Consider the following 20,630-nt stretch of genomic DNA (forward strand, 5'->3'; position numbering starts at 1 on the left):
GCCAGAAGGCACCGACAACGCGACGGATGCACAGGTTTCCGATCAGCGAGGCCGACATGATGCGCAAGCCCTCGCAACGGTCGGTGGCGGCGATGCCGATTTGATCTCATTAGTCACGACGTTGAATCTCAGGCGCAGGTGCCCCCGCTCGCACCACAATCGACAGCACGATCCCCGCAGGGTAGCGGTCCGGAAAGTACTCCCAGCCGTCAGCGTCCTTCATCTTCCAATGCGCTTGAGACGATCCCTCCAATGCCTGGGCCTGCACCGGCACCACGAGATCGACCTCTTCGCCCGGCTGCGTGTCGGGGATGGGTACTCGGTAAGGAGATCGTGGCACGCCGTAGCCACCCGGCACCCCCTCCCGTACCAACCACCGACCGATCCACGGCACGGTCCCGCTGTTCCGTACTCGCCAGACCTTCTGAAAGATGAAGAATGGCGGCATGATCGTGCCGTCTGGCACCGTTATGTCGGCGACGAACGTCGAGCCATCGCCGGGTATCGGGTAGCGCGGACGTGAGGCAATTGGTTGACGCTGTCGTGGTCGCCAAGACGTGACGCTTTCGACGTACAGTCCGAAGGCTTGTCCATCGCCGTTGAAGCGCTCCTCGTAGAAGGCCACGATTGCCAGTCCGGGACGGTCTCGCCCTCGCTCGATGTTGCTGAGGTGTCCCTTGGTGGCGCGCAGCTGTCGGGCTGCTTCGACCAGGGTCATACCGGCTGACTGGCGCAGGTATCGCAGTTGGTGTCCCAGTGCGGTCAGTGCCGCTCCACTGCCCATACCACCAGCATGGTTTGGAGTTCGCCCAACGCCAAGTACCCGGCCTATGTTCGCAATCAGTCGAAGTATTGGGTCGGAGTCACTGACTTACCTCGATGATCCGACCGACCTCAAACGCGAAGGCAATCCAATGTCCACCATCGTCTCCCGCCCCAACAGCAGCCTTGTCGCCGCCCAAACACCCGACACCTTCACCCGCACCGAAGGCAGAGATCTCGCTCGTCTGCAAAACCGCGAGGTTGCCCGTGGCCTCATCGCCAGTACCCGCGTGCAGGCCGCTGGCATGGTCGCGGCAACTGGCCTGCAGATTACTGGCATGCTCAGCCGCGAGGCAGCATTTCAGAGCAATGGCGACCCCAATGTGGCTGCGCGCCTCGATCACATCGTCGATTGCTTTGCTGAGTACGTCGGTGCCGAAGTCGCTCGATTCCGCTTCTGAGCGGGAGGAAGTTCACCATGTCATCGACAGCCCGACTCCCTGGTGTCGCGAGCTCGATTGCGCGTGACGTGCGGGACTGGATAGGAGAGTGGTCGTCGTGACCACCGTTGGCCTCGTGATTGAGTTCTGCGTCCTGTGGCTCGCCGCGTCGGCGATCTGTATTGGGCTCGCCAAGGCGTTCATCGTGCTGATCGTCGACCCGATCGAACAATATGCAGATCGCCGTCAACAAGTGCGCGATCAGAAAGCCCAGACGGCCGCTGCAATTGAACGCATCACGACGGAAGCGGATCGATCGGTCGAGCGCCTCGAAGCTGCCTATGTGCAGGCCCGAGCGGATATGCGCCGCAACACCCGCACACCACGACGCCAGACATGAGCGACTCCGCCCCGAAGTCGTGGATCGACCAGCTGGTCGGCGCCTGCGTCAGCCTGCTGGTCGGCGCCGTCGCCCTCTACTGCGCCGTGCAGGTGCTGCGGGCCGTGCTGCCGTTCGTGGTGACGGCGCTCGGCGTGCTCGCCCTCGGAATGGTCATCGTTGCGGCCGTGCGCCGGTACCGCGGACGCTGGTAATTCCGACCTGAAAATGGCGGACTTTCATCTCCGAAAATGCCGTTCCTATCGCTGTTGTGAAATGCACGCAAATGGTTGACCGTTCAACGAATTGAACGCACACTAGGAACAGAACGATCAACGAATTGAACGCTCTTGGCGGCAATTAACCAAAAAGGAGGTGTACCCATGTCACGAACACGACGAAATGCAAACAATGAAAAAATCCGCCGCGAGCGCCGTATTTCGATCCGCGCCATACGGCGACAGCCACCCGACCTGCGCAAGCTGAGCCGCGCCGTCATTGCCCAGACCCTGGCAGAGGCCGAAGCCGAGGCAGCCGCCCAGGGCGCAGCCCCTGCCGAACGCCCGCCGGAGGCAGGCACGCCTGCCCGCGAGGTCCGCGATGACGGGTGAGCGATCGGTGTGGCAGGAAGTCATCTGGCCGCCGGTCCTGACCGAAGAGGCTGCCTTCGCGCTCCTGCGCCGACTGGCTGCCGATCGCGCCGCCCCGCCGATCGTGCTGGAGGCCCGTACCGACCACCGAGGCGTGCGCTACCTAGTGGCTGCACCCGAGAGCTACCGCGCGGTCCTGCGCCGTCATATCGAGCAGTTAGTGCCTGGCGCCCTGGTCATCGACTGGGATGACGCGCGAGCAGCAGTCCAGACCGTCCGCCAGATTCGCCTGACGGATCGCGACCGGGCCGTGCAGCCCGCCGACGCGACCGCCACGACCCGCGCCGTCCTCAGCGCCCTGACCGGAGTCCGAGCTGGCGAGCAGCTCGTCATTCAGGCCGTGCTCGGCCCGCGCAAGTTCCCGCAGGCCGTGCCGACCGCGCGGCTCGCCGCTCGTCAGACCTGGACCGACAAGTTGCGCTTCGGCCTGCTTCCCGAGCGCGATGCCGACCGGCGCGCCGCGATCAAGGCCAAGCGGGGCCAGCACGGATTCGCCCTGACCTTCCGCCTGGGCGCCGCAGCCGTCACCGCCGATCGTCGGCACACGCTGCTGCTCGAACTGCTCGGAGCGCTGGGGACGGCGGAGAGTCCGGGCGTGCAGGTTGCCATCACCGCCGAACATCCGCGCGGCCTGAACGATGCCCGCGCCCCCTGGCGCTGGCCGCTGCACCTCAACGTCCAGGAGGTCGGAGGGCTGCTCGGCTGGCCGATCAGCGACGACGACCGCGAACTGCCAGGCCTGCCTCCCCGCCACCCTCGTCCTGTCCGTCCCCGGCTGCTCGCCGACCCTCATGCCCGGATCGTCGCCCAGGCCACCGCTCCCGGCGTCAGCGGCCAGTTGGGCTACGGCGTTACCGATGCGCTGCGGCACACCTGGGTGCTCGGTCCCAACGGCACCGGCAAGTCGACCCTGCTGCTCAACCTGATCGTCAGCGACATGCAAGCCGGCCGGTCTGTGGTCGTCATCGAGCCGAAGGATCTGGTCCGCGACGTACTGGCCCGCATTCCGGCCGCGCGCCGCGACGACATCGTGGTGTTCGATCCGCTCGATCAGGCCCCGGTCGGCATCAATCCGCTAATGCGTACGGAGGGCCGGCGGGCCGAGCTGGGCGCCGACGCAGTGTTCGGCGTCCTCCATGCCCTCCACGGTGACGCCCTTGGACCGCGCAGTGCCGACATCCTGCAAAACGCCTTGGCGGTGCTGGCGCGCCGGGATGACGCCAGCCTGGTGATGCTGCCCCTGCTGCTCACCCATCACGGCTTCCGGCGCGCGGCCACGGCCCACGCCTTGCGCGACGATCCGATTGCGGCCGGTCCGTTCTGGCAGTGGTTCGAGGGGCTGTCCGACGAGGCGCGCAGCCAGATCGTGGCACCACTCCAGAACAAGCTGCGCCCGCTGCTGCAGCCGGGACTGCGCGCCACGTTGGGGCAGCGCCGTCCGCGCTTCAATCTGCGTCAGGTTCTCGCCGAGGGCAAGGTCCTGCTGGTCCCGCTTCAGAAGGGCGTCCTCGGTCCGGAGGCAGCGCAGCTGCTGAGCGCCCTGATCTTGGCCGAACTGTGGCAGGCGATTCGTGAGCGGGCTGCTGTGCCCGCCCACCAGCGGCCGCCGGTGATGGTCTACATCGATGAGGTCCAGGACTACCTGCACCTGCCGACCGACCTGTCGGACGCCCTAGCGACGTCGCGCAGTCTCGGTGCGGGCTTCCATCTGGCGCATCAATACCGCGACCAGTTGTCCCCGGCGATGCGGGCAGCTTTCGAGGCCAATGCCCGGTCGCGGATCTGCTTCCAGTTGAGCCCCGCCGACGCCAAGGCGATGTGCGCCGGGCAGGCCGTGCTCAGCCCGGAGGACTTCACGGCCCTGCCGGCCTACCACGTCTACGCCAGCCTGTTGCGGGATAACGCCGCCCAGCCGTGGGCCTCGGGCGTGACGCTGCCGCCACCGCCGCCAAGCAGCGACCCCGGGGATATCCGCGCCCGTTCCCGGGCTCGCTTCGGGCAACCGCGCGCCGCCATTGAAGCCGGCTTCGCCGAATTGCTCCACCCCGACGTGCCACTGGACGAAGCGGCCTTGGGGCGACGCCGCCGGGGGACGTCATGACGGGCCGACGCTCCCCAGGCGACGGCGTACCGGCCGGCTACCCGGTCGTGTGGTCGACGGGGCAGATCTCTTCGCAGGTGGGGGCGAAATCGGGCGTGTCAGGGGTGACGACTCGTGACGATTCGTCTCGTCTCTCCTTACTAACCGGGCGTCGGGTCGGGCGGCGCCGGCTGGCGGTGATTCGCGACGGGCTGTCGGAGCGGGACTGGGCCATTCTCGACACCGTGGCTGCCCACCGCTTCCTGACTACCAGGCAGGTCCAGGCCCTTCATTTCACTGACCACGCCAGCGATGTGTCCGCCGCCCGCGTCTGCCGGCGCGTATTGGAGCGGCTGCGCCGTGATCGCCTGCTCGGCACCCTCCAGCGCCGGGTCGGGGGAGTCCGTGCCGGCTCAGCCTCCTTCGTCTGGTACCTCGACGCGGCCGGCGACCGACTGCTTCGGGAAAAGTCCAGCGCCGGTCCTCGACGGCGCAGCTTCGAGCCGTCACTGCATTTCCTGCAGCACACCCTGGCCGTGGCTGACCTGCACCTGCGGCTGCGGCAGACCGCCTCCACCGGGGCAATCGAACTGCTGCGGGTCGAGACCGAACCGGCTTGCCATCGCCGCTATCCCCACCTCGGCGGCGGCTTGAGCACCCTGAAGCCGGACCTGTACGCCGTCACAGCCGCAGGTGACTTCGAGGACAGCTGGTTCTTCGAACTCGATCTCGGCACCGAAAGCCTGCCGCGGCTGTTGGGCAAGTGCGCTGAGTACGAGGCCTACCGCCGCAGCGGCCTTGAGCAGCAGGCCAGTGGGGTCTTTCCGCTCGTGGTTTGGCTGATCACTGAGGCGCGCCGGCGTGATGCCCTAGGTGCTGCCATCGCCAAGGACCCGGGACTGCCGGACGAGCTGTTCCGAATCCTCGACCCTCACGACCTGCCCGCCCTCGTGGCCGGAGACGCCCCGTGAGCGGCCTGCCCCGTAACCAGGTACTGGTCGGAGACGCTCTCACCCGCCTGCGCGTCCTGCCGGGCGGCAGCGTCGACATGGTCCTTACCAGCCCGCCGTACTTTCGGCTGCGCGACTATGGCGCCGCCGGGCAACTCGGCCTCGAACCGCATGTCGATGACTGGGTAGCCGCCCTGACGGCAGTGGCCCGCGAACTCCGGCGCGTCTTAGTGCCGACCGGCACCGTCTGGCTGAATGTAGGCGACAGCTACCTCACGCACGCCAGTCAAGGCGCGCCCGCCAAGAGCTTGGCCTTAGCGCCGGAACGGCTGGTACTGGCCCTGCAGGCTGAGGGCTGGATCGTGCGCAACAAGGTCGTCTGGGCCAAGACCAACCCGATGCCCACCAGCGTCCGTGACCGGCTGTCCTGCACCTACGAGGTCATCTACGTCCTAGCCCGGGCGCCGCGCTACTTCTTCGACCTCGATGCCGTCCGCGTACCGCACCGCTCCCAACCGGCCAGCCGGTTACGTGCGGCGAAGCGGCGGCCGCGTGAGCCCTGGCGCGGTCCCAACGGGGACGACGCCGCCGGCCTCGCCAGGATGAAGGCCGCCGGACGGGTCGGGCACCCGCTCGGCAAGAACCCCGGCGACGTCTGGCATCTGGCCACCAGCAGTTCCCGCAGCGACCACCACGCCACCTACCCGGTTGCGCTGGCGGCCCGCGCCATCCAAGCCGGATGCCCGGAAGCCCGCTGCGTGCGCTGCCGCGCCCCGTGGCACCGCCGGACCATCCGGGCCCTCGGCGGCACCGCCACACGGGCAGCCTTGGGACCGACCTGCGCCTGCCGCGCCGAGCGGGAGCCGGGCCTGGTCCTCGACCCCTTCCTCGGCAGCGGCAGCACCGCGGTAGCCGCCGAACAGCTCCGGCGCGACTGGCTCGGCATCGAACTGAGCGGGGACTTCGCCGCCCTGGCTGAGGCCAGGATCTGCGACGCCCGGGCCGGACCCCGGTGCGCGACCGGATAGTCCGGCGGCCTCGTCGGTGCCCTGCGGCTGCAGTGACCGTCATCCCGACGTTCACCGGCCGCACCAACACCGAGGAGGTAGCCATGTCCATTCCGGACGAACCGACCAGCAAGAGTGGCGGCGTCAAGACGCTGGCCATCCGGCTGGAACCGGAAATGCACGCCCAGCTGAGCCTGATCGCCCAGCTGCGCGGCAGCACTATCACCGACGAATTCCGGGCCGCCCTGGTCGCCCACATCGAGGCGGCCAAGTCCGCTCCGGAGCTCGCCAGTAAGGCCGACACGGCGCTAGCCGACATCGAACGCGAGGCCGCCTTGCGCCGCGAGGCCATCGCCGCCCTGTTCGCGGCCGGCGCGGCGCCCAAGAGCCCGCCGCGGGGGAGTCGCAAGACAAGCGGCGACGGCGTCGGCTGAGTCCTGACCCTCAAGGCGAGAGGTCAGCTCGGTGTTCCCCTCCAATCAGGGGAACGGGCGGCGGGAGTGGCAGTTCGAGGTTCGCCTCACTGCCTGCTCCCGCCGCCCACTCATCAACTGCACACGAAAGGAGGTGACGATGTCCCATGAACAACCTTCAACCCACGGCGAGGACGAAGCCAGCTCGGAGCGTCGCTCGACGCCCGGCCCACGCATCTACGTGGCGTCACTGGCCGACTACAACGCCGGCCGCCTGCACGGCGCCTGGTTGGATGCCGGCCGCGATCCCGCCGATCTCCAGGCCGACATCCGGGCCATGCTGGCGGCCGCGCCCGAACCCGGTGCCGAGGAGTACGCCATCCATGACTACGAAGGCTTCGGCGAGGCGCGCATCTACGAACACGACTCACTGGAACTGGTCAGTCGCATCGCCCGCGGCATTGCGGCGCACGGCTTGGCGTTCGCCGCCTGGGCAGACATCCAACCTGACTTGCACAGGTTTAGTGCCCCGGTCCGCGGACCTGTAGCCCCAGGGCTGTGAGGATGCGGGTCGCGTCGGGATCGAGCGGGTCGGTTGCCGTGTGCGGGTGGCCGGCGATCGTGATGGCGATTTCCTGCAGGGGACGCAGAGTCCGGACCAGAGAGCGGATCGAGGTCCCGGTCTCGGCCTGCAGGTAGCGGGCGACGGCAAGTGCAGTGAAGACGACCGTGAGATGGGCTTCGATCGCGTCGCGGGTGTGGTGGAACATCGGCCGGGCCCGCAGGTCGGTCTTCGACATCCGGAACGACTGCTCGACATGCCACAGGTCGTGGTACTTGCCGATGACCTCGCCCGGTGCCATCAAGGTCGCGGGCAGGTTGGTGACATAACCTTTCAACCCGATCAGGGATCGGGCCCGCTCGAGGCCCACTTCGTCGACGGTGCGGCCGCTGGTGGTGGCCTTGACGAATCGCGTCGCTTTCGGTGCCTTGCCGCCGTCGACGACCGCCCGTGCACGGGCTTCCTGAGCGTTCAGCGTCTGGTTGTCGCGCACCGCTCGACGGGTCGAGTACTGCCAGATCGCCCGCCAGGACTGGGGATGCCCGGCCGCGTCCCAGACGGGTTCGGTCCGCTTCCTGACGTTGTTGACGTTGCTCTTCGCATGTCGGGGCGTGACGGTGTCGATGATCTGACCGTCGACGAAAACGTCTCCGTTCCAATGGAAATGATTTGCCAGATCGGCCGGCGCCTTGGTGATCCGGGAGCCGACGATGAACTTCAGACCGGCGGCGTCGAGGTCTGCGAGGTTGCCAGCGGAGAGCATGCCGGCGTCGGCCGCGACGACCATCTCGACACCGGTGATGTCGTGTCGGGCCTGGAACTGCCGGATCATCGGGACGATGGTGTGGGTTTCGGCCTTGTTGCCTTCGAAGCAACCGATCTCCAGCGGAAAGCCGGTCCGGTCGACGAGCAGGCCGACGACGATCTGCGGGTCGACCCGTCGTTCCTTCGAGTACCCGACCTTGCGCAGACCGTCTTCCTTCTCGGCCTCGAAATACAAGGTGGTCACGTCGTAGAGCACCAGCGACAGGCCACCGGTTGCGGCGGCGTGCTCGAAGCATCGCGTCGCGACCCGATCCCGGTAATCACGGGTGGCGCAGCGCTTCAAGGCGTTCGCGTAGGTGTTGCGGTGGACCGGGTCCAGGCCGATCTCGCCGACGACCCTGGCCGTGTCGCTCATCGAGGTCGGCTCCACGAGTCGAGCGAGGACCAATTGAAAGAAGGCCTCGTCGTCAACAACGTCGAAACCCATCCGATGCCAGGCGGTCTCGATCATCTCGATCAGCCAACGCGAGCGCTTCGCGGTGATCACCGACGGCCCCTTCCTGGAGTCGTCGGGCACATCCAGTCCCAGGTCGAGTTCTTCCTGGCCGGCGTGGAGTTTGCTGCGGGCCAGCTGCATCAACGCAGCCAATTCGCTGTCGGTGTGGGCCGAGCCGACATGCTCGACGATCGTCCGGCGACCACCCTGCTTGACCGCGATCTGCACCGCCGTCGCCCCCGACGCGGTCCGGACCTTGCGAATGTACGCCGCCACCCGCCAGATCCTACCGACTGTTTAGTGCCCCGAATCGGCAGCACGCGATCCCGCTACCAGCGGAAACATCGGCAGACCCCCGAGATCTCCGTCAACTTGTGCAAGTCAGGCGGTGCCGAGGAGTACGCCATCCATGACTACGAAGGCTTCGGCGAGGCGCGCATCTACGAACACGACTCACTGGAACTGGTCAGTCGCATCGCCCGCGGCATTGCGGCGCACGGCTTGGCGTTCGCCGCCTGGGCAGACATCCAAGACGGCGACGAGACGGCGCTCGACCGTTTCGAGGCGGCCTACCTCGGCCACTATGAATCCGAACAGGCGTACGCCGAGCAGCTCATCGACGACCTCGGCTACCAGCAGCTCCTCGACAACTCCGTCCCCGACTCGCTGCGCCCCTACGCCCGCATCGACACCGAGGCGCTGGCCCGGGACATGCAGCTGGACGGCGACCTGCACTTCTATCCTGCCGATGACGGCGGCATCTGGGTATTTGACGGGCGGGCATAGCCCCATCTGCCGGGGATAAGCGGTACGCCTCCAAAATAATCAGAAATTATCAAGGAAATCCTCGCCTACTAGTCGCTTTCGCCGTTGTGGAAATGTCGAAAATCGTTGAATGAATTGAACGGGAGAAATATAATAAGAATAGTAATTGGAGAGGAAAAATATGAACCCCGAACAAGCAGGTAAATTGGCGCAAACCATCCGCACGCGACGCGGCGAGCTCGGCTTATCAGCCAGCGAAGTCGCCCGCCGCGCCCAGGTCGCCAAGGCGACTGTCACCCGGCTCGAACTCGGCGACATTCCCCAGCCCCGGCCTGACAACCTGCGCGCTATCGCCGCAGCGCTGGAACTGCCGGTCGCCGACCTGTTTGCCGCCGCCGACTGGATTCCAGAAGGCGAACTGCCCACCCTGACCCCGTACCTGCGCACCAAGTACAAAGCCATGCCCGCCGACGCCGTCCGTGAGATCGAGCAGCATTTCGCCGCCGTCGCCCAGCGCCACGGCCTGACGCTCGACCACACCGCCGGTCCCGCACCTGGGCAAGACGAATAACAACGATTCACCGTGAAAGGAGACGCCATGACCCACCGCATCACTAACCACTACGAGAACCGCAGCGTCCTGGCCTCCTTGCGCACGGTGATCCCCGCCCGCGACCGCATCACCTTCGCCGAAGCCCTTCGCGTCGCCGAACTGCATGCCAACCGCCTGCTGGAACTGCACCGCATCAACGACGGGCCAACCCCGAGCGATCTGATCGCTGAGCTGCCGAAGCTCCAAATCGAATACGTCGAGGCGCCAGTGTCCGGCGCCAGCTTCTGGAACGGCCACGCCTGGATCATCCAGCTCAACCGCGCCGAAAGCTTTACCCGCCAACGCTTCACGCTGGCCCACGAGTACAAGCACATCATCGACCACGGTGCCGCCAGCCGGCTCTACGCCGGTTCCGCCACCACGTCCGCTGCCGATCAAGCTGAACAGGCCGCAGACTACTTCGCAGGCTGCCTGCTGGTGCCGCGCCGCCTCCTCAAGCGTGCCTGGGGCAATGGCCTGCAGCGTCCGCGCGACCTCGCCCGCCACTTCCAGGTATCCGAGCAAGCCATTGCCGTCCGCCTGGCGCAGACCGGCCTGGTCGAGCGCACGGCGCGCTGCCGTCCGCCTCGCCGTTCCTCCGCTGCCGCCACGATCCGCTACTACCGGGCCGCTCCGGCCCTGCAAGGAGCCTGACATGAACCCGTCGCAACGCACCGACCCAGCCGAACCGGCGGTAGCGGTGTCCTATATCCGGGTGTCGACCAAGGAGCAGGCCGAGCGGGACGGCGATCCGGAGGGCTACTCGATTCCGGCGCAGCGCGAAGCTAACCGCCGCAAGGCCACGGCCATCGGCGCTGTGGTGGTGGAAGAGTTTGTCGACCGGGGCGAATCAGCCCGCTCGGCCGACCGCCCGGAACTGCAGAAACTGCTCCGTTTCATCGCGGACCACCCGGTCGACTACGTCCTGGTACACAAGGTAGATCGCCTGGCGCGCAACCGCGTCGACGACGTCGAAATCAACCTGGCGATTCGCAAGAGTGGTGCCACGCTGGTCTCGGCCACCGAGAACATCGACGAGACCGCCTCGGGCATGCTGCTGCACGGCATCATGAGCTCGATCGCCGAGTTCTACTCGCGCAACTTGGCCACCGAGGTACTCAAGGGGATGGAACAGAAGGTCAAGACCGGTGGCACGCCCGGCAAAGCGCCGCTTGGCTACCGCAACGTCGCCGCCTTGAACGCCGAGGGGCGCGAGGTTCGCACCGTCGCCATCGATCCGGACCGCGCGCCGCTGATTACCTGGGCGTTCCAGGCCTACGCGACGGGGGACTGGACACTGCGCCGTCTCGCCGTCGCCTTGGAAGAGCGCGGCCTGACCTCACGCCCAACTACCCGGTCACCGGGCCGCTCGCTGGCAATCAATTCAGTGCACAAGATCCTGCGGACGCCGTACTACAAGGGCGAGGTGACCTACCGCGGCGTCCAGTACCCGGGCCGGCATCAGCCGCTGATCGACGAAGCCACCTGGGCGCGCGTACAGGAGGTGCTCGACGCTCGGGCTACCGGCGAGCGCTCCCGTGAGCACCCGCACTACCTCAAGTCGAGCGTCTTCTGCGGCGGCTGCGGCAGCCGCCTGATCGTGACGATGTCCAAGAACCGCTACGGCACGGTCTACCCCTACTTCATCTGCTTGGGGCGCCACAGCAAAGGCAACGGCTGCACCCGCAAAGCCGTGCTCATCTCGGTAGTCGAGGAGTTGGTCGAGGACGCCTATCGGACGATCCAACTCGATCCCGAGGTGCGGCGTCAGATCGAAGCTCGGCTGCGGGCCGAGATTGCGGCCACGCGTGCGGGCATCGACGCCGAAGTGCGGGACCTTTCGAATCAGAAGGAGCGGCTCCTTACCGAGCGCACCCGGCTGCTCCAGGCCCATTACGCCGGGGCCGTGCCGCTTGACCTCCTCAAGAGCGAGCAGGACCGCATCGCGCGACAACTGGGCGCAGTCGAAGAGCGGCTGTCAGCGGCCAACGTGGCGATCGACGACGTCGAAGCCAACCTGCAACGGGCGCTGGACTATGCCACCAACTGCTACCGCGGCTACTTGGCAGCCGGGCCGCACGTACGTCGGCTTTACAACCAGGCGTTCTTCGAGAAGATCTACGTCGAGGACGACGACGTGCGCGTCACGCTGCACGAGCCGTTCAAGACGCTCACCGGAAACGCGGCAACCGGTGATGCGGGGGAGCGTGCGACGGGGCCTGACGAGTCGGCTATGCCGTCGTTAACGGAGGTAATTAGCAGAAACAACAAACCTTCGTCCTGGGACGAAGGTTTGAATGAAACAATTCTGGTGCCCCCGGCAGGATTCGAACCTGCGACCTAGAGATTAGAAGGCTCTTGCTCTATCCACCTGAGCTACGGAGGCGCGAGGAGCATCGTATCTGCTCTGCCCGTGATCGGGAATTTCGGGCAGGCGGTGAGTTGTCGATCCGGTCGGAATCGCCCGATTCTCCTGCAGGATCCTGCCGCGACGATACACTGCGCATGTAACCGGATGTGAGGTGTTTCACATGCAGGTACCAGGGCCATTCGAGTACGAACGCGCGACCGGCGTCGACCACGCGATCGCGCTGCTGGACAAGCTGGGGGACGAGGCGAGGGTCATCGCCGGCGGTCACAGCCTCCTGCCGATGATGAAGTTGCGGCTGGCGAACCCCGAGTTCTTGATAGACATCAACGACCTCGCCGGCGAGCTGGGCTACATCGACGTCGGTGACGACGTCGTGCGGATCGGCGCGATGGTGCGCCACCGCGAACTGCTCGAGTCCGACGAACTCGCGGCGGTGTTCCCGATCTTCCGGGACGCGGAGAAAGTGATCGCCGACCCGGTCGTCCGCAACCGCGGCACCCTCGGCGGGTCCTTGTGCCAGGCCGATCCTGCCGAGGATCTGTCGACGGTGTGCACCGCGCTCGACGCCACGTGCGTGCTGCGCGGACCGTCCGGAACCCGGGAGCTTGCGCTCGCCGACTTCGAGCTCGGTCCCTACGAGACTGCCGCCGCGAGCAACGAACTGCTCGTCGAGGTGCGCCTGCCGCGCCACGGCAACGGATCCAGCGCATACGCGAAGGTCGAACGGCGTGCGGGGGACTGGGCCATCGCTGCCGCCGGGGCGGCAGTGTGGATGAACGGGAAGACGATCGAGCAGGCGCGGGTCGCGCTCACCGCGGTGCGTCCCGATCCCGACGCGCTCGCCGAACTCGGCGAATTCCTGCGCGGCGCCGAACCTTCCGAAGAACTGTTCCGCGAGGCCGGCGCGCGAGCCGCGGCCGCGTGCAACCCTGACGCCGATCAGCGCGGAACAGCCGACTACAAGCGTCATCTCGCGTCGGAACTGACCGTACGCACGCTGCGCCGCTCCGTCGAACGGCTCGCAGTTTCCGAAAGGGGCTGAACTCATGCAGGTTTCGATGACGGTGAACGGGGAGCCTGTTACCGCGGAGATCGAACCTCGGACGCTTCTCGTGCACTTCCTGCGAGACCACCTGGGGCTCACCGGAACCCACTGGGGATGCGACACCAGCAACTGCGGCACCTGCGTCGTCGCCGTCGACGGTGAACCCGTCAAGTCGTGCACGACGCTCGCCGCGATGGCAGGCGGGCACGACGTCCTCACCGTCGAAGGGCTCGAGAAGGACGGCGTGCTGGACCCGGTCCAGGAAGGGTTCATGCGGTGTCACGGCCTGCAGTGCGGGTTCTGCACGCCGGGCATGATGATCACCGCGCGCGCCCTGCTCGACCGCAATCCCGACCCCGACGAAGCCACCATCCGCGAGGCGATCTCCGGCCAGATCTGCCGCTGCACCGGCTACACGACCATCGTGCGTTCGGTGCGCTGGGCCGCCGAACACGCCCCCGCCGAACAGCTCACCGAATCCGAGGGAGCAGTGTCATGACCGCCGTCGAACCCGACCGGCAGGATCCCGAGACCGTAGACAACGACCGCACACCGTGCGGGCACGGCCGGATGCTCCGCAAGGAGGATCCCCGCTTCATCCGGGGGCGCGGCAACTACGTCGACGACGTCCAGTTGCCCGGGATGCTGCACCTGGCGATCCTGCGCGCCCCCGTCGCACACGCGAAACTCGTCAGCATCGACACCACCGCCGCGCAGGCGCATCCCAAGGTCAAAGCCGTTGTCACCGGCGCCGACCTCGCCGCCAAGGGCCTGGCGTGGATGCCGACCCTGTCCAACGACGTGCAGGCTGTCCTCGTCACCGACAAGGTGCGGTTCTTCGGGCAGGAGGTCGCGTTCGTCGTCGCCGAGGACCGCTACTCCGCGCGCGACGCGCTCGAGCTCATCGACGTCGAATACGAGCAGCTCGACCCGGTGATCGATGTCCGCCGGGCACTCGCGGAGGACGCGCCGGTGATCCGCGACGACCTCGACGGCAAGACCGACAACCACTGCTTCGACTGGGAGACCGGCGATGCCGCCGCCACCGACGCCGCGTTCGCGAAGGCCGACGTGGTGAGCCGCCAGGAGATCGTCTACCCGCGCGTGCACCCGGCACCGATGGAGACCTGCGGGGCCGTCGCCGACCTGGACCGCGTCACCGGCAAGCTGACCTTGTGGTCCACTAGCCAGGCCCCACACGCGCACCGCACCCTGTATGCGCTGGTCGCAGGTCTGCCCGAGCACAAGATCCGGGTGATCTCCCCGGACATCGGCGGCGGTTTCGGCAACAAGGTTCCGATCTACCCGGGCTACGTGTGCGCGATCGTGGCGTCGCTGCTGACCGGCAAACCGGTCAAGTGGATGGAGGACCGCAGCGAGAACCTGGTCAGCACCGGATTCGCCCGCGACTACGTGATGGTCGGGGAGATCGCGGCCACCAAGGACGGCAAGATCCTGGCGATCCGCTCGCAGGTCCTCGCCGACCACGGCGCCTTCAACGGCACCGCGGCCCCGGTGAAGTACCCGGCCGGATTCTTCGGCGTGTTCACCGGCAGCTACGACATCGAAGCCGCCTACTGCCACATGACCGCCGTCTACACCAACAAGGCGCCCGGCGGCGTCGCGTACGCGTGCTCGTTCCGCATCACCGAGGCCGTGTACTTCGTCGAACGGCTCGTGGACTGCCTCGCCTACGACCTCGACATGGACCCGGCGCAGCTGCGGCTGAAGAACCTGCTGCGCCCGGACCAGTTCCCGTACATGAGCAAGACCGGGTGGAAGTACGACTCCGGCGACTACGCGACGACGATGCGCAAGGCCATGGACATGATCGGCTACGACGAGCTGCGCCGCGAACAGGCGGAGCGGCGCGAGCGCGGCGAACTCATGGGCATCGGCATGTCGTTCTTCACCGAGGCCGTCGGGGCCGGGCCCCGCAAGGACATGGACATCCTCGGCCTGGGCATGGCCGACGGCTGCGAGCTGCGCGTGCACCCGACCGGCAAGGCCGTCGTGCGGCTGTCGGTGCAGACGCAGGGGCAGGGCCACGAGACGACGTTCGCGCAGATCGTCGCCGAGGAACTGGGCATTCCACCCCAGGACATCGACGTCGTGCACGGCGACACCGACAACACCCCGTTCGGGCTCGGCACCTACGGCAGCCGCTCGACCCCGGTCTCGGGCGCCGCGGCCGCGCTGGTCGCCCGGAAGGTCCGCGACAAGGCGAAGATCATCGCATCCGGGATGCTCGAGGTGTCCGTCGCCGACCTGGAATGGGAGAAGGGACGCTTCCACGTCGCGGGCGACCCCGACGCGGCCGTCACGATCCAGGACATCGCCATGCGCTCGTACGGCGCCGGCGACCTGCCGGAGGGGATCGAGGGCGGGCTCGAAGCCCAGATCTGTTACAACCCCGAGAATCTCACCTACCCGTACGGCGCGTACTTCTGTGTCGTCGACATCGACCCGGGTACCGCGCAGGTGAAGGTGCGGCGGTTCCTCGCCGTCGACGACTGCGGCACCCGCATCAACCCGATGATCATCGAGGGCCAGGTGCACGGCGGCATCGTCGACGGCATCGGGATGGCGCTGATGGAGATGATCGAATTCGACGAGAACGGAACGTGTCTCAGCGGTTCCTTCATGGACTACCTGATCCCGACTGCGCTCGAGGTGCCGCACCTCGAGACCGGATTCACCGTCACCCCGTCGCCGCACCACCCGATCGGCGCGAAGGGTATCGGCGAGTCCGCGACCGTCGGGTCCCCGCCTGCCGTCGTCAACGCCGTCGTCGACGCACTGAAACCGTTCGGGGTGCGGCACGCCGACATGCCGCTGACGCCGTCGCGGGTGTGGGAGGCGATGCAGGGCCGGGCGACACCACCGATCTGACGGGAGGGTGAAGAGAACCATGGACCTCACCGCGCGGGCCGCGCAGCTTTCCGCCGACCGCCGGCCGTTCGTCCGCGCCACCGTGGTGCGGGCACAGAAGCCGACGTCCGCGAGATCCGGGGACTGCGCGCTCGTGCTCGGCGACGGCACCATCGAGGGCTTCGTCGGTGGGCAGTGCACCGAGAATTCCGTGCGCGTCGCCGCTCGCGAGGCGCTCGATACCGGTGAGAGTGTGCTGCTGCGGGTGCTGCCGGGGGACGCGGGCGACTTTCCCGAGGCGCCCGGCGCGACCGTCGCGGTCAATCCCTGCCAATCCGGAGGCGCCATGGAGATCTTCCTGGAACCGCAACTGCCGGCGCCGATCCTCGCGATCTTCGGGACGTCACCGATCGCCGAGGCGGTCGCGGCGTTCGGGGAGCTCCTCGACCTCGCCGTGGTCCGGCTGCCCGGCACCGACGTGCCGGACGGGGCGACCGCCGTGATCGTCGCGAGCCTCGGCGGGGAGGAGGCCGCGGTGATCCGCTCCGGCCTCGACGCCGGTGCCGCGTACATCGGCCTGGTCGCGAGCCGCAAGCGCGGGCCCGCGGTCCTCGAGCAGTTCGACGCCACCGCCGCCGAACTCGCCCGCATCCACACCCCGGCCGGCCTGGACATCGGAGCCCGCACCGCCGCGGAGATCGGCCTGTCCATCGTCGCGGACGTGGTGCGCACGATCCGCAGCGGCGAGGTGGCACCGACCGTGTCCGCGCCGCAGCCGATCACCGCCGTCGACCCGGTGTGCGGCATGACCGTGACTGTCACCGACTCCACCCCGCACCTGAACCGCGACGGCACCGATGTGTGGTTCTGCTGCCCCGGCTGCCGCCGCGCCTACGAGAAGGAGCACGCGGCGTGACGGTGCCCGGCCCGGCCCCGACGTTCACCGACGTCGACGATGTGATCCGCCGGTTCGACGCGCACGACTACCTGCTCGATGAGGGAACCGCCACGGCGTTGTTCCTCGCCGTCGAACTCGGCCGGCCGCTGCTGCTCGAAGGCGAACCGGGAGTGGGGAAGACCACCGCGGCCAAGGCACTCGCCCTGGCACTCGGCGCGCCGCTCATCCGGCTGCAGTGCTACGAGGGGCTCACCGCTAGCGAAGCCCTCTACGACTGGAACCATCAGCGGCAGCTGCTCGCCATCCGCCTCGCCGAGTCTCGCGGCGACACCCTGCACGAGGCCGACCTGTACTCGGAGGAATTCCTCCTCGAACGGCCCGTCCTGCAGTGCGTGCGACACCGCGGCCCCACCGCACCGGTGCTGCTCGTCGACGAAATCGACCGTGCCGACGACGAATTCGAGGCGCTGTTGCTCGAATTCCTCGGCGAGTTCGCCGTCACCGTGCCGGAACTGGGCACCCTCGCCGCGACCCGGCGGCCGGTGGTGGTGCTCACCTCCAACCGCAGTCGCGATCTGCACGACGCACTGCGCCGCCGCTGCCTGTACCACTGGATCGACTATCCCGACCGGGAACGAGCGGTCGCGATCCTGCGCCGCACCGTGCCCGTCGCGAACGCGGCGCTGATCGCCCGCGCCGCGGAGTTCGTCGCGACCGTGCGCACCCTCGACCTGGACAAGGCTCCGGGGATCGCCGAGACCATCGACTGGGTGTCCGCGCTCGCCGCGCTCGGCGTCTCCGATCTCGTGCGGTCCGACGCGACCGGGTTGGCCGCCCTCGCCAAGACCCCCGACGACCTCGACACGATCCGCGGCGCCTACGGGGAGTTCGCGGGAACCCCGTGATGCCGCAGGAACCCGACGACGGAGGCGTGCTGCGCGGTGTCGACCGCGCCGCATTCGCGGTCGCGCTCGTCGACCGGTTGCGTGCCGGGGGTGTCGCGGTGCCCGCCGACGCGTCCGCGACCCTCAGCCGCGCGCTGCACCTGCACCCGCCGCGCACCCGCAGCCGCCTGTACTGGGTTGCGCGGCTGTCGCTCGTCGACCGCTACGACAACCTCGCCGGATTCGACGACGCGTTCACCGCCGTGTTCGATCACGCCGCGCTGCAACTGGATCCGCACGCGCGGCGCACCGGGCCCGACGACAGCGCCCGGCACGGCGCCGATCCGATCGGGAAGCCGAACGCCGCGGACGCCCGTGCCTCCACCTCCCACGCCGCGGCCTCCGTTCCGTGGATCACCCGTTCCGCGGTGGTGGATACCCGCGACGGCACCAGGCCGGGGGAGCAGCTGGCCTCCGCGCTGGCGGGGTCCGCGGACCAGAGGTTCGGGGACATGGATCCGGCGGCGCTGCGCGATCTCGGCGCCGCGCTGGAGCAACTCGCGGTGCGGTGGCCGACCCGCCGGTCACGCCGTCGGGAACAGCGCACCAGCGGACGCATCGACCTGCGCGCGAGCATCGCGAGGTCCCGGCACACCGGCTACGAACTCGTCCGGCTGGTGCATTCGCAGCCCCGCAGGCGCCGCCGCCGGATCGTGGTGCTGTGCGACGTGAGCCGGTCCATGCGCGGCTACGCCGAGATCTACCTGCACCTGATGCGGGCGGCGGTCCGGTCCGGTGATGCGGAGGTCTTCGCATTCGCGACCGCGCCGACCCGTCTGACCGCGACCCTTGCCCACCGTTCCGTGGAGCGGGCCGTCGACGAGGCGAACGCGAAGGTCGCCGACCGGTTCGGCGGCACCCGCATCGCGGGCAGTCTCGCCGAGATCCTCGGATCGCACCGCGGGCACCTGTTGCGCGGCGCGATCGTCGTGATCGCCTCGGACGGCTGGGACAGCGACGAACCGGCCGCGTTGGCGCGGACGATGGCGCGGATCCGCCGTCGCGCGCACCGCGTCGTGTGGCTCAATCCCCGCGCCGGAAGCCCGGGCTTCACGCCGAGTACCGGGGCGATGGCCGCGGCGCTGCCGTACTGCGATGCGCTGCTGCCCGCGGACACGTTCGGCGCCTTGCACGACGTGCTCGAAACCGTCGTCGCGGCGCGATGATCCGGTGCTGGAGGTGATCTCCGTGTCGAACGCGAACCCCGACACATCGAACCGGGTCCGGATCGAGCGTGCCGGTCCGGCGGACCTCACCGTGCTCGCGACCGATCGTGGACCGGTACCGATGAACATCGGTGCGATCCTCGAGTTCGACGCAGCGCCCGGGCCCGATCTGTCGACGCTGAGAACGCACCTTGCAGAGCGGATTCCCTCGATTCCGCGGCTGCGACAGCGACTGCAGCGAGTGCCGTTCGGCTGTGGCCGTCCGGTGTGGGTCGACGACCCGGGTTTCACCCTCGAACAGCATCTGGCCGAACAGGATTGGCCCGTACCGGCAGACGAACGCCGACTCTTCGACCTCGCAGCCGAATTCGTCTGCACCCCCCTTCCTCACGACCGTCCGTTGTGGCAGGCGCGACTGGTGACGGACCGATCGGGCGGACGAAGTGCCCTGATCGTGGTCCTGCACCATGTGCTCGCCGACGGCCTCGGCGGCTTGGCGGTGCTGGCGGCGCTGACCGACGGCGGACCGCTGGTCGCCGGCCCGGTCTTCCCGCAGCCACCGCCGAGCCGGAAGACGTTGGCGGCCGATGCCGCGCGAGCGAAGCTCGCCGCCGTGCGAGCGCTCCCGGTCGCGATGCGCCGAGGATTCGCGGGGTTGCGCGAACTCGGTTTCGGCCGAAGGTGGCCTCGCCTCGTCGAGCCGACCTCGCTGAACCGGCCGACGTCGAGCCGACGGCGTCTCACACGGATCACCGTTCCGCTGGCCGACGTCACATCCCTGGCGCACCGCCACCACGGCACCGTCAACGATGTCGTCGTGACGGCAGTGACCGGGGCCATGCTGGCTGTCCTGCGAGCTCGCGGGGAGCATCCCGACCGGTTGGTGGTGTCGGTGCCGATCTCGGGGCGCCGCAGCACGACCGCGGACCGTCTCGGCAACGCCACCGGTGTCCGCCCCGTCTCGGTACCGGCGATCGCGGACGACGAGACCCGGCTCGCGCGGATCGTCGCGGCGACGAGCGCTGCCCGCGAACATCTTCCGGATCGTGCGTCGTCCGGCGGGCCGCTCGGATCGGCGTTCCGGGCGCTCAGCCGGCTCGGATTGTTCCGGTTGTTCATCGATCACCAGCGGATGGTGCACACGTTCGTGACCAATCTGCGCGGCCCGGCCGAGCCCGTGGAACTGGCCGGGTTCCGGGTGCGGTCGCTGGTGCCGCTGGTGGTCACCCCCGGCAACGCGGGTGTGACCTTCGCGGTGCTGTCGTACGCGGGCGAGCTGGGGATCACCCTGGTGGCCGATCCCGCGATCGTCCCCGAGCAGGTCGAGCTGGCAAATCACCTGGCCGACATACTCGCCCGGCTGCAGCGCTGACCCCTGCGGTGTGGGGGTGGGGGGGGGGCAGGACCCCCCCCCCACGAACCCCCGCTTCGCCCCCCCCCCCCACACCGTCGGGCCGCCGTACACCGTGAGACG

The 20,630-nt window shown here is 68.1% G+C and carries 22 protein-coding genes and 1 tRNA gene; 20 read left to right on the forward strand and 3 right to left on the reverse strand.

Translation table 11 applies throughout. The annotated features are described in order from the left end of the window. Positions 1-109: 109 nt before the first annotated feature. Positions 110-784, reverse strand: a complete 675-nt coding sequence (locus ACWDUD_RS16525; protein WP_450109987.1) for an NBR1-Ig-like domain-containing protein — start codon at positions 782-784, stop codon at positions 110-112. Between the two features lie 130 nt (positions 785-914). On the opposite strand from ACWDUD_RS16525, the gene ACWDUD_RS16530 reads away from it, so the two are divergent. From ACWDUD_RS16530 to ACWDUD_RS16570, 9 genes are all read left to right on the forward strand, one after another. Next, positions 915-1,223, forward strand: coding sequence for a hypothetical protein (locus ACWDUD_RS16530; protein ID WP_450109988.1), 309 nt, complete (start codon positions 915-917; stop codon positions 1,221-1,223). Between the two features lie 97 nt (positions 1,224-1,320). Further along, a complete protein-coding gene (locus tag ACWDUD_RS16535) occupies positions 1,321-1,602 on the forward strand; it encodes a hypothetical protein (RefSeq protein ID WP_450109989.1) in 282 nt (93 codons plus the stop codon). Next, positions 1,599-1,796, forward strand: a complete 198-nt coding sequence (locus ACWDUD_RS16540) for a hypothetical protein (protein WP_450109990.1) — start codon at positions 1,599-1,601, stop codon at positions 1,794-1,796. The genes ACWDUD_RS16535 and ACWDUD_RS16540 overlap by 4 nt, the downstream gene beginning before the upstream one ends. Positions 1,797-1,964: 168 nt before the next feature. Further along, on the forward strand, positions 1,965-2,192 hold the full coding sequence (locus ACWDUD_RS16545; protein WP_450109991.1) for a hypothetical protein: 228 nt from the start codon (positions 1,965-1,967) through the stop codon (positions 2,190-2,192). Next, positions 2,182-4,332, forward strand: coding sequence for a type IV secretory system conjugative DNA transfer family protein (locus ACWDUD_RS16550; protein WP_450109992.1), 2,151 nt, complete (start codon positions 2,182-2,184; stop codon positions 4,330-4,332). The genes ACWDUD_RS16545 and ACWDUD_RS16550 overlap by 11 nt, the downstream gene beginning before the upstream one ends. Next, a complete protein-coding gene (locus ACWDUD_RS16555; protein WP_450109993.1) occupies positions 4,329-5,282 on the forward strand; it encodes a replication-relaxation family protein in 954 nt (317 codons plus the stop codon). Before ACWDUD_RS16550 ends, ACWDUD_RS16555 begins: the two co-directional genes overlap by 4 nt. After that, the gene (locus ACWDUD_RS16560) at positions 5,279-6,289 is read left to right on the forward strand and encodes a DNA-methyltransferase (protein ID WP_450109994.1); all 1,011 of its coding nucleotides are present in this window, start codon (positions 5,279-5,281) and stop codon (positions 6,287-6,289) included. Before ACWDUD_RS16555 ends, ACWDUD_RS16560 begins: the two co-directional genes overlap by 4 nt. 32 nt (positions 6,290-6,321) lie before the next feature. Then, complete coding sequence (locus ACWDUD_RS16565) at positions 6,322-6,702, forward strand: hypothetical protein (protein ID WP_450109995.1); 381 nt, start codon at positions 6,322-6,324, stop codon at positions 6,700-6,702. 139 nt (positions 6,703-6,841) lie between these two features. After that, positions 6,842-7,243: an antirestriction protein ArdA gene (locus ACWDUD_RS16570; protein ID WP_450109996.1), complete on the forward strand. Its 402-nt coding sequence runs from the start codon at positions 6,842-6,844 to the stop codon at positions 7,241-7,243. Here the strand turns inward: ACWDUD_RS16570 and ACWDUD_RS16575 are convergent. Then, on the reverse strand, positions 7,203-8,780 hold the full coding sequence (locus ACWDUD_RS16575) for an IS1634 family transposase (RefSeq protein WP_450109997.1): 1,578 nt from the start codon (positions 8,778-8,780) through the stop codon (positions 7,203-7,205). The two genes, ACWDUD_RS16570 and ACWDUD_RS16575, sit on opposite strands and share 41 nt — an antisense overlap. A gap of 24 nt (positions 8,781-8,804) precedes the next feature. On the opposite strand from ACWDUD_RS16575, the gene ACWDUD_RS16580 reads away from it, so the two are divergent. From ACWDUD_RS16580 to ACWDUD_RS16595, 4 genes are all read left to right on the forward strand, one after another. Beyond that, positions 8,805-9,290, forward strand: coding sequence for an antirestriction protein ArdA (locus tag ACWDUD_RS16580; protein ID WP_450109998.1), 486 nt, complete (start codon positions 8,805-8,807; stop codon positions 9,288-9,290). Between the two features lie 160 nt (positions 9,291-9,450). Then, positions 9,451-9,840 carry a helix-turn-helix domain-containing protein gene (locus ACWDUD_RS16585; RefSeq protein ID WP_450109999.1) on the forward strand — a complete coding sequence of 130 codons (390 nt, stop codon included), beginning with the start codon at positions 9,451-9,453 and terminating at the stop codon, positions 9,838-9,840. 27 nt (positions 9,841-9,867) lie between these two features. Next, positions 9,868-10,515, forward strand: a complete 648-nt coding sequence (locus tag ACWDUD_RS16590) for an ImmA/IrrE family metallo-endopeptidase (protein WP_450110000.1) — start codon at positions 9,868-9,870, stop codon at positions 10,513-10,515. A gap of 1 nt (position 10,516) precedes the next feature. After that, positions 10,517-12,205, forward strand: coding sequence for a recombinase family protein (locus ACWDUD_RS16595; protein ID WP_450110001.1), 1,689 nt, complete (start codon positions 10,517-10,519; stop codon positions 12,203-12,205). On the opposite strand, the gene ACWDUD_RS16600 is transcribed toward ACWDUD_RS16595, so the two are convergent. Then, a tRNA-Arg gene (locus tag ACWDUD_RS16600) sits at positions 12,171-12,247 on the reverse strand. The two genes, ACWDUD_RS16595 and ACWDUD_RS16600, sit on opposite strands and share 35 nt — an antisense overlap. A 145-nt stretch (positions 12,248-12,392) precedes the next feature. Here ACWDUD_RS16600 and ACWDUD_RS16605 point away from each other — a divergent pair. The 7 genes from ACWDUD_RS16605 to ACWDUD_RS16635 are packed head-to-tail and all read left to right on the forward strand — an operon-like array spanning position 12,393 to position 20,528. Beyond that, positions 12,393-13,274, forward strand: coding sequence for an FAD binding domain-containing protein (locus ACWDUD_RS16605; protein ID WP_450110002.1), 882 nt, complete (start codon positions 12,393-12,395; stop codon positions 13,272-13,274). A 4-nt stretch (positions 13,275-13,278) separates the two neighbouring features. After that, positions 13,279-13,776 carry a (2Fe-2S)-binding protein gene (locus ACWDUD_RS16610; protein WP_248673958.1) on the forward strand — a complete coding sequence of 166 codons (498 nt, stop codon included), beginning with the start codon at positions 13,279-13,281 and terminating at the stop codon, positions 13,774-13,776. Then, complete coding sequence (locus ACWDUD_RS16615; RefSeq protein ID WP_450110003.1) at positions 13,773-16,169, forward strand: aerobic carbon-monoxide dehydrogenase large subunit; 2,397 nt, start codon at positions 13,773-13,775, stop codon at positions 16,167-16,169. Before ACWDUD_RS16610 ends, ACWDUD_RS16615 begins: the two co-directional genes overlap by 4 nt. 19 nt (positions 16,170-16,188) lie before the next feature. Then, entirely contained in the window at positions 16,189-17,064 is an 876-nt protein-coding gene (locus ACWDUD_RS16620) for an XdhC family protein (protein ID WP_450110004.1), read from the forward strand. Continuing rightward, positions 17,061-17,951, forward strand: a complete 891-nt coding sequence (locus ACWDUD_RS16625) for an AAA family ATPase (RefSeq protein ID WP_450110005.1) — start codon at positions 17,061-17,063, stop codon at positions 17,949-17,951. Before ACWDUD_RS16620 ends, ACWDUD_RS16625 begins: the two co-directional genes overlap by 4 nt. Further along, positions 17,951-19,156 carry a vWA domain-containing protein gene (locus ACWDUD_RS16630; protein WP_450110006.1) on the forward strand — a complete coding sequence of 402 codons (1,206 nt, stop codon included), beginning with the start codon at positions 17,951-17,953 and terminating at the stop codon, positions 19,154-19,156. The genes ACWDUD_RS16625 and ACWDUD_RS16630 overlap by 1 nt, the downstream gene beginning before the upstream one ends. Before the next feature lie 22 nt (positions 19,157-19,178). Continuing rightward, positions 19,179-20,528 carry a wax ester/triacylglycerol synthase domain-containing protein gene (locus ACWDUD_RS16635; RefSeq protein WP_248673954.1) on the forward strand — a complete coding sequence of 450 codons (1,350 nt, stop codon included), beginning with the start codon at positions 19,179-19,181 and terminating at the stop codon, positions 20,526-20,528. Positions 20,529-20,630: the final 102 nt, after the last annotated feature.

The organism is Rhodococcus sp. NPDC003382 (assembly GCF_053589135.1).

What these genes read in the sequence shown, in the direction of transcription:
- ACWDUD_RS16525 (WP_450109987.1), bottom strand. Translation starts at nt 784, where the DNA reads ATGGGCAGTGGAGCGGCACTGACCGCACTGGGACACCAACTGCGATAC.
- ACWDUD_RS16530 (WP_450109988.1), top strand. Translation starts at nt 915, where the DNA reads ATGTCCACCATCGTCTCCCGCCCCAACAGCAGCCTTGTCGCCGCCCAA.
- ACWDUD_RS16540 (WP_450109990.1), top strand. Translation starts at nt 1,599, where the DNA reads ATGAGCGACTCCGCCCCGAAGTCGTGGATCGACCAGCTGGTCGGCGCC.
- ACWDUD_RS16545 (WP_450109991.1), top strand. Translation starts at nt 1,965, where the DNA reads ATGTCACGAACACGACGAAATGCAAACAATGAAAAAATCCGCCGCGAG.
- ACWDUD_RS16550 (WP_450109992.1), top strand. Translation starts at nt 2,182, where the DNA reads ATGACGGGTGAGCGATCGGTGTGGCAGGAAGTCATCTGGCCGCCGGTC.
- ACWDUD_RS16555 (WP_450109993.1), top strand. Translation starts at nt 4,329, where the DNA reads ATGACGGGCCGACGCTCCCCAGGCGACGGCGTACCGGCCGGCTACCCG.
- ACWDUD_RS16570 (WP_450109996.1), top strand. Translation starts at nt 6,842, where the DNA reads ATGTCCCATGAACAACCTTCAACCCACGGCGAGGACGAAGCCAGCTCG.
- ACWDUD_RS16585 (WP_450109999.1), top strand. Translation starts at nt 9,451, where the DNA reads ATGAACCCCGAACAAGCAGGTAAATTGGCGCAAACCATCCGCACGCGA.
- ACWDUD_RS16590 (WP_450110000.1), top strand. Translation starts at nt 9,868, where the DNA reads ATGACCCACCGCATCACTAACCACTACGAGAACCGCAGCGTCCTGGCC.
- ACWDUD_RS16595 (WP_450110001.1), top strand. Translation starts at nt 10,517, where the DNA reads ATGAACCCGTCGCAACGCACCGACCCAGCCGAACCGGCGGTAGCGGTG.
- ACWDUD_RS16605 (WP_450110002.1), top strand. Translation starts at nt 12,393, where the DNA reads ATGCAGGTACCAGGGCCATTCGAGTACGAACGCGCGACCGGCGTCGAC.
- ACWDUD_RS16610 (WP_248673958.1), top strand. Translation starts at nt 13,279, where the DNA reads ATGCAGGTTTCGATGACGGTGAACGGGGAGCCTGTTACCGCGGAGATC.
- ACWDUD_RS16615 (WP_450110003.1), top strand. Translation starts at nt 13,773, where the DNA reads ATGACCGCCGTCGAACCCGACCGGCAGGATCCCGAGACCGTAGACAAC.
- ACWDUD_RS16620 (WP_450110004.1), top strand. Translation starts at nt 16,189, where the DNA reads ATGGACCTCACCGCGCGGGCCGCGCAGCTTTCCGCCGACCGCCGGCCG.
- ACWDUD_RS16630 (WP_450110006.1), top strand. Translation starts at nt 17,951, where the DNA reads ATGCCGCAGGAACCCGACGACGGAGGCGTGCTGCGCGGTGTCGACCGC.